This window comes from Burkholderia sp. SR8 (assembly GCF_052851275.1).
In genome coordinates this window covers 143,374-150,086 of sequence record NZ_JAULUC010000017.1, presented here as the reverse complement: position 1 = coordinate 150,086, position 6,713 = coordinate 143,374, and the positions used below count along the sequence as shown (strand labels likewise).

4 protein-coding genes and 1 pseudogene are annotated in these 6,713 nt (G+C 64.9%); 3 read left to right on the top strand and 2 right to left on the bottom strand.

All coding sequences use genetic code 11. The annotated features are described in order from the left end of the window. Positions 1 to 317: 317 nt before the first annotated feature. Together Q3A80_RS21625 and proP are read left to right on the top strand one after the other, a co-directional pair. Positions 318 to 1,385 (top strand): porin, encoded by a 1,068-nt coding sequence (locus Q3A80_RS21625; protein ID WP_446330920.1) that lies wholly within the window; start codon positions 318 to 320, stop codon positions 1,383 to 1,385. A gap of 526 nt (positions 1,386 to 1,911) precedes the next feature. Continuing rightward, positions 1,912 to 3,381: a glycine betaine/L-proline transporter ProP gene (gene proP, locus Q3A80_RS21620; RefSeq protein ID WP_446330919.1), complete on the top strand. Its 1,470-nt coding sequence runs from the start codon at positions 1,912 to 1,914 to the stop codon at positions 3,379 to 3,381. Positions 3,382 to 3,447: 66 nt separating this feature from the next. Here the strand turns inward: proP and Q3A80_RS21615 are convergent, their stop codons facing one another. Together Q3A80_RS21615 and Q3A80_RS21610 are read right to left on the bottom strand one after the other, a co-directional pair. After that, positions 3,448 to 4,272 (bottom strand): alpha/beta fold hydrolase, encoded by an 825-nt coding sequence (locus tag Q3A80_RS21615; RefSeq protein WP_446330918.1) that lies wholly within the window; start codon positions 4,270 to 4,272, stop codon positions 3,448 to 3,450. A gap of 194 nt (positions 4,273 to 4,466) precedes the next feature. After that, positions 4,467 to 4,723 (bottom strand): annotated as a pseudogene (locus Q3A80_RS21610) (IS3 family transposase); the annotation flags it as partial. Positions 4,724 to 4,819: 96 nt separating this feature from the next. Between Q3A80_RS21610 and tssF the strand changes: the two are divergent. Then, a complete protein-coding gene (gene tssF, locus Q3A80_RS21605) occupies positions 4,820 to 6,670 on the top strand; it encodes a type VI secretion system baseplate subunit TssF (RefSeq protein ID WP_446330917.1) in 1,851 nt (616 codons plus the stop codon). The last annotated feature ends 43 nt before the right edge of the window (positions 6,671 to 6,713 follow it).

Genomic DNA, 6,713 nt, shown 5'->3' with positions numbered 1-6,713 from the left:
CCTGCTGCGCTCGCTCGCGAAGGGCGAGGCGATCACGCAGGACACGTCCACGCTCGAGAATCCGGCGATTCTCGAGCAGCTCGGCCGCTCTCTCTGACGAAACGGCCGGCCTCTCCCGACATCTCGACGCACGCGCGTTCCGGCGCTCATCCCCGCCATGAACGCGTCGTCCGCGGCCGCTACCCGGCCGCACACGTGCGTCCTGCCGCGCCCCACCCTGCGTGCGCGGCCTGTGCGACGGACACCGCGCTGCGGACCTCCGTCGCATCCCTGTTCGATGCATCGACGTACGACACCACAACACTGGAGACACCCCAATGAAAAGCAGAATCGTGATCGGTTGTGCCGCGCTCGCAGGCGCACTGGCCAGCACCAGCAGCTTCGCGCAAAGCAGCGTGACGCTGTACGGCAACCTCGACGCCGCCTTGCTGTACACGAGCAAGACACTCGACGCGGCTACCGGCGCGAACGCCGGTCATCAGTTCGCGATGACCGACACCGGCATGACGCCGACGACGTTCGGGATGACCGGCACCGAGGACCTCGGCGGCGGCCTGAAGGCGAAATTCCAGCTCGAAAGCGGCTTTGCCGTGACCAACGGCGCATTCAACCATTCGAACGGCAACTTCTTCGGCCGCCAGGCGTGGGTCGGGCTCGACGGCAGTTTCGGCACGGTGAAGGCCGGCCTGCAGTACTCGCCGTTCCTGCTCGCGATCTTCGATTCGGATCCGCGCAGCTTCGCGCACTTCGGCAGCGGGCTGATCAACTATGTCGACAACGTGCTCGTCACCGGCCTGTTCAACCCGAACGCCGTGTCGTACACGAGCCCGACGATCGCCGGGCTCACCGGCAGCGCGATGTTCGCATTCGGCGGCAAGGCCGGCGACTTCCAGGCCGGCCGCCAGTATTCGGCGAGCGTGAAGTACGAGCACGACGGCTTCATGATCGACGCCGCGTTCTACGACGGCAACGACGGCACCAACCCGACGCCGACGCCGAGCACCGTCGCGTTCGTCGGACGCACGATCGGCGCCGCGTACCGGTTCGGCGCCCTCACCGCGAAGGCGTCGTTCGCGAGCTACAAGGTCGGCGGATCGTTCAGCAACAACGTGTACGGCGGCGGCCTCGACTACCAGGCGACGCCGGCCGTCGACCTGAACGGCGGCGTCTGGTTCACCAGCGATCGCAACGACACGGCCAATCACTCGCTGCTTGCGGCGCTCGGTGCGACGTACAGCCTGTCGAAGGCAACCGCGCTGTATGCGCAGGTCGCGATGGTCGACAACCACGGCGCGATGAATACCGGACTCGGCATCAACAACGCGCTGTACGCGGTCACCGGCACGACCGTCGGCGCGAACGTCGGAATCCGCCACATGTTCTGATGCATCGGCGGTGGTTGCTGCGCCGGATCGCCGCCGCCATGCATTCGCACCACTAACTATCTTTCGCCGGATCCGGACTGCAGCGGATGCATGCGGATTCGGCGCCGTTTTCCTCGCGTGCGGATTCGCATGCAACGCGGCGCGCGACCCTGTCGCTCGCACGAGCCACGACGTATCGCCTTCACGCGCGCCGCGGTACCGGTACACGCAACCGGTATAGACCGCCATCGGCGCAACCCGTACCGCCGTTCCGCCTGCCACGCACCTGACACGTTGCGCGGCCAGTTGTTCGCCTGCGTCATCCGTGTCGTTTACGACCGGTTTCCGGGCGCATGACCGATAGTCCGCTCTCCCCGTTTCTCTACACTGCTTCACACCAACACCCATTTGCCGGGTGTCGCGTGCCGCGCGTCGCGCCACCGACATCACGGCGATCCAGAGACAACCGGCCTTCGCCCCGACAGTCACGCGCCCCCCGGCCGCGCACGTGTTCGGCCAGCCGCGAAGGCCCTTCCAGGAGCGTTCATTGAGTTCATCGCAAGCGCACCCCGCGAAAGCCCGGTCTTCGCGCAAGGCCCTCAAGCTGGACGACGTCACGATCGTCGATCCCGCCGTGCTGAAACGCGCGGTCGGCGCAATGGCGTTCGGCAACGCGATGGAATGGTTCGACTTCGGCGTGTACAGCTATATCGCCGTCACGCTCGGCAAGGTGTTCTTCCCGTCGAGCAACCCGTCCGCGCAGCTGCTCGCCACTTTCGGCACGTTCGCGGCCGCGTTCCTCGTGCGCCCGCTCGGCGGCATGGTGTTCGGACCGCTCGGCGACCGCATCGGCCGCCAGCGCGTGCTCGCCGCGACGATGATCATGATGGCCGTCGGCACGTTCGCGATCGGCCTGATTCCGAGCTACGCGTCGATCGGCATCATGGCGCCGGTCCTGCTGCTCGTCGCCCGCCTCGTGCAGGGCTTCTCGACCGGCGGCGAATACGGCGGCGCCGCGACCTTCATCGCCGAATTCTCGACCGACAAGCGCCGCGGCTTCATGGGCAGCTTCCTCGAGTTCGGCACGCTGATCGGTTACACGCTCGGCGCGGCCACCGTCGCGATCCTGACAGCCACGCTGTCCCAGGAAGCGCTGCTGTCATGGGGCTGGCGCGTACCGTTCTTCATCGCCGGTCCGCTCGGCCTCGTCGGTCTGTACGTGCGGCTCAAGCTCGAAGAAACGCCTGCGTTCAAGAAGGAAGCCGAGGCGCGCGAAGCGGACGAACGGGCGCGGCCGAAGCAGTCGTTCGGCATGCTGCTCGTCGAACAGTGGAAGCCGCTGCTGCAATGCGTCGGCCTCGTGCTGATCTTCAACGTGACCGACTACATGGCGCTGTCGTACCTGCCGAACTACCTGTCGGCGACGCTGCACTTCAACGAAACGCACGGCCTCTTCATGGTGCTGCTCGTGATGGTGCTGATGATGCCGATGACGCTCTACGCGGGCCACCTGTCGGACAAGCTCGGCCGCAAGCCGGTGATGATGTTCGGCTGCGTCGGCCTGCTCGTGCTGTCGGTGCCTGCGCTGCTGCTGATCCGCACCGGCGGAATGCTGCCGGTGTTCGGCGGGATGCTGATCTACGGCACGCTGCTGTCGACGTTCACCGGCGTGATGCCGTCCGCGCTGCCCGCGCTGTTCCCGACGCGCATCCGCTATGGCGCGCTCGCGATCGGCTTCAACGTGTCGGTGTCGCTGTTCGGCGGCACGACGCCGCTCGTCGCCGCGTGGCTCGTCGATCGCACCGGCGACCTGATGATGCCGGCCTACTACCTGATGGGCGCGTCGTTCATCGGCATCGTGTCGGTGCTCGCGCTGCGCGAAAGCGCGCGCCGGCCGCTGCCGGGCTCCGCGCCCTGCGTCGCGAGCCGTGCGGAAGCGCAAGACCTGATTCGCCGCGGCGCCGACAAAGGCCGCGTGCGCGAGCGCGAGCTCACGCCGATCGGCGAACGCGCGTAACGCATGCCGTTGCGCCGTCACGCGATGCCGCGCGGCACTCCGCCGTCGGCACCGATCGTGTGATCGTCAGCCCGCCGCGAGTTGCTGCTCGTCGAACCAGTCGAGCAGCGTGCGCGTGACGAACGCGGGATTCTCCAGGTTCGAAATATGCCCGGCGTCCGGCACCAGTGCGTGCCGGCAGCCGATCACGCTCGCCATCTTCACGGTTTCCGACGGCGGGCGCGCCATGTCGCCGGCGCCGCACATCAGCAGCGTGCGCTCGGCGTCGAGTTCCGCCAGCGCGGCAAGCGTATCCGGCCGCCCGAAGATCAGCCGGCCGAGCGGAACGATCGATTCACGCAGGCGGTCGGCAGGCAGGCTCGCGAGCGCGGCGCGAAACGCGCTCGGCACCGGGTCGGCCAGATTGACGTCAGGCCGGAAGAACAGCGGCACGATCGCATCGAGCAGCGGCGGCACGATGGCGCCGGCGGCGGCGATCGCATCGAGCATCCCGAAGTAGCGCAGCCGCGTCGCGTCGGGTTCGGCCTCGAGCGACGCGTCCATCAGCACCAGCGAACGCACGCGCCGCGGTTCGCGCAATGCGAGCCGCGCGCCCCACATCCCGCCGACACTGAGGCCGACCACCGCGCACTGCTCGATCTCGAGCGCATCCAGCAACGCGCTCGCGTGCGCGGCGAGATCGTCGAGCGTGTGCGTGCCGTCGGGCAGCGGGCCCGACGCGCCATGGCCCCACAGGTCCGGCACGATCACGCGGTAGCGGCTCGACAGTGCGTCGATCTGCGGCGCCCACATCGCCGAATCCCACAGGTAGCTGTGCCCGAGCAGCACCGGAATGCCGGTGCCATGATCCTGGTAATGCAGCGTATTGCCTTGAACGATTCGAGTGGGCATCGGGTCTCCGGGTATGACGACGATCGGCAGCGGCCCGCAGGCAGGCGCGGGGTGTGCGGTGCGCCGGAAAAAAGCGGCGCCGCGCATCATCGCACAGGTCGGTGCAGGTTGCTTCATGCGTACGACGGCCATTCACCGCGCGGATCGTGTGCAGCCGTGCCCCGCCACTTTGCGTTCAAGCCGATCGAGTCGGCTTCGCGATTCATCAGCCGATGCACGCCGTGGCGGCTGCACGCTTCGCTTGATTCGCGCAGATCGACAGTGACCCTGCGATAACCGTATGCGCCGCTGCTGGCCAGCCAGTGATGCTTGGTCAGACCTGGCAGCCGATCATCCTCCCGCGCACGCGAACGGGTCGCTCGCGTTGCCAGGCGTAGTAGCCACCGCGATGCACGCCGAGCACCCGGCACATCGTACGCAGATAAACCTCGTCGAGATGGGATCCCATGAAAGGTTGGCCGGTCCGCTTTCGGTTAAGCGGTTATCATGGCAACGTCAAACGTTAGCGTGCTCGACACCATTCAGCGCAACTGCGCCAGACGAGGGCTTGGAATTTTACGGTCCGGCCGGTTCATTATTTCACGCGATGGATCATCTGCTTCCGCACTACGAACGAGAACTTTCACTACTGCGCCGGTCAGTTGCAATCTTTGCAACACGCTATCCCAAAATTGCCGTTCGTCTCGGGATTTCCGGCGACCGCTCCGAAGATCCCCACGTCGAACGGATGCTGCAGTCGTTCGCTCTCCTCGCTGCGGACATAGGAAGTCGGCTCGACGACCACTATCCGGAATTCGCCGAAGCCCTCATCGGCATGCTGTATCCCGAGTATCTTCGAACGATTCCTGCGTGCGTGATCGCCCAGTTCGATATCTCAGATATGTTCGAGACGCTCACTGAGCCATCGCTCATTGCTCGCGGCACAGAACTGGCAAGCAAAACGGAAGGCTGCCTTTTCCGAACCGTATATGACGTAACGCTAGCGCCCGTGCGGATTTCGGCCGCGCGCTATGCGCCGGCGACGGCGGTACCCTCCGACGTCGTCCTGCCCGCCGGCACAACCGGGCTGCTTTCCATCACCTTTGAGGTTGCCCGCCCTGACTTTCGCATCGACGCCGTTTCCCGTCCGTTGCGCATCCATGTCAACGGCCCTCGCGAAGTCGTCGGCGCGGCAATGGATACGATGACAATGCACACGGCAGCCGCCTTCGTCGAAAACGCCGAACGTCGCTGGTCAACGCTGATCACGCCGGCGCTCGCAGCGGCCGGCTACGATGAGGCCGAGAAGCTGCTCGACGAAGACGACGGGCCGCCAGCCCTACGGCTACTGAACGAATATTTTGCGTTTCCGAAGAAATTCGATTTCGTTGACGTCGATCTCGGCGCGCTCGCGCGTATGGCGGGCTCCAGCCAGCAACTTACCTTGCATCTCGCTATTTGCGACATTCATCCAGATTCGTGGACGGCGCAGCGACTAAAAAATCTGTCGGCGGACAATCTGAGGCTTTTTTGCACACCGATCGTCAACCTGTTCCGGCTTACGTCGCTGCCACTCAAGCGGAGTCCGATCACGAACACGTACCCCGTGCAATCCCAGAATACGGGCGTTGCGGGTGTCGAAGTTTGGTCTGTCGACTCGGTCCGTGCCACGACAGGCAGCTCCAGAACGGACATCATTCATCCGTTCACGTCGCTCATGCATGGCGGGTCCGGCAAACCAGCGGGCCCCTATTGGGTCCTCATGCACCATAACGCGGCCTCGCCATCGGGAAAGAAGGAAACTGCGCTCAGCCTGGTGGACCTCGACGGCCGACCGACAACCGCCACCGTAATCGAACAGATAACTGCAGACGTCATCTGCTCGAATGGCAATTTCCCTCGCACGATGCAGGTCGGCGCCGAGGATGGTGATCTGGCAAACGAGCAGGGACCGATGGTTTCTCGCATCGTGATGCTGGACGCGCCGACAGAAGTCGCGCGATTGTCAAGTGAAGGCGACGCAGCTTGGCGGCTCATCACGCAGTTTGCCCCGCACTCGATCGAATTGACCCGCACCGGGCTTGTTGAGCTGAAACGCCTGTTCCGCCAATTCACCGCTCAATCCGCCGGACACGCGAAACTCCTCGACGGTCTGACCGATCTGAGCCATCGAGCCAAACAGCTCTGGCTTCCAGGAAAACCAATGCCGAGTTTCGTTCGGGGCTTGGAAGTGACGTTGACGGTCGACGAACAAGCGTTTGCCGCCGTCAGTTTGAACGCGTTCATCAGCGTAATGGATCACTTCTTCGCCGTGCACGCGCCGACGACAAGCTTTGTCCAACTTGTCGTGATGTCGGCCAACTCCGGCGCGGAAATTCGACGTTGCACGCCGCGGCCCGGCACAATCATGCTCGCCTGACCTCCTGCCACCAAACCGCGAAGATCAAGTCAGTCTGTAGCCC

What these genes read in the sequence shown, in the direction of transcription:
- Q3A80_RS21625 (WP_446330920.1), top strand. Translation starts at nt 318, where the DNA reads ATGAAAAGCAGAATCGTGATCGGTTGTGCCGCGCTCGCAGGCGCACTG.
- Q3A80_RS21615 (WP_446330918.1), bottom strand. Translation starts at nt 4,272, where the DNA reads ATGCCCACTCGAATCGTTCAAGGCAATACGCTGCATTACCAGGATCAT.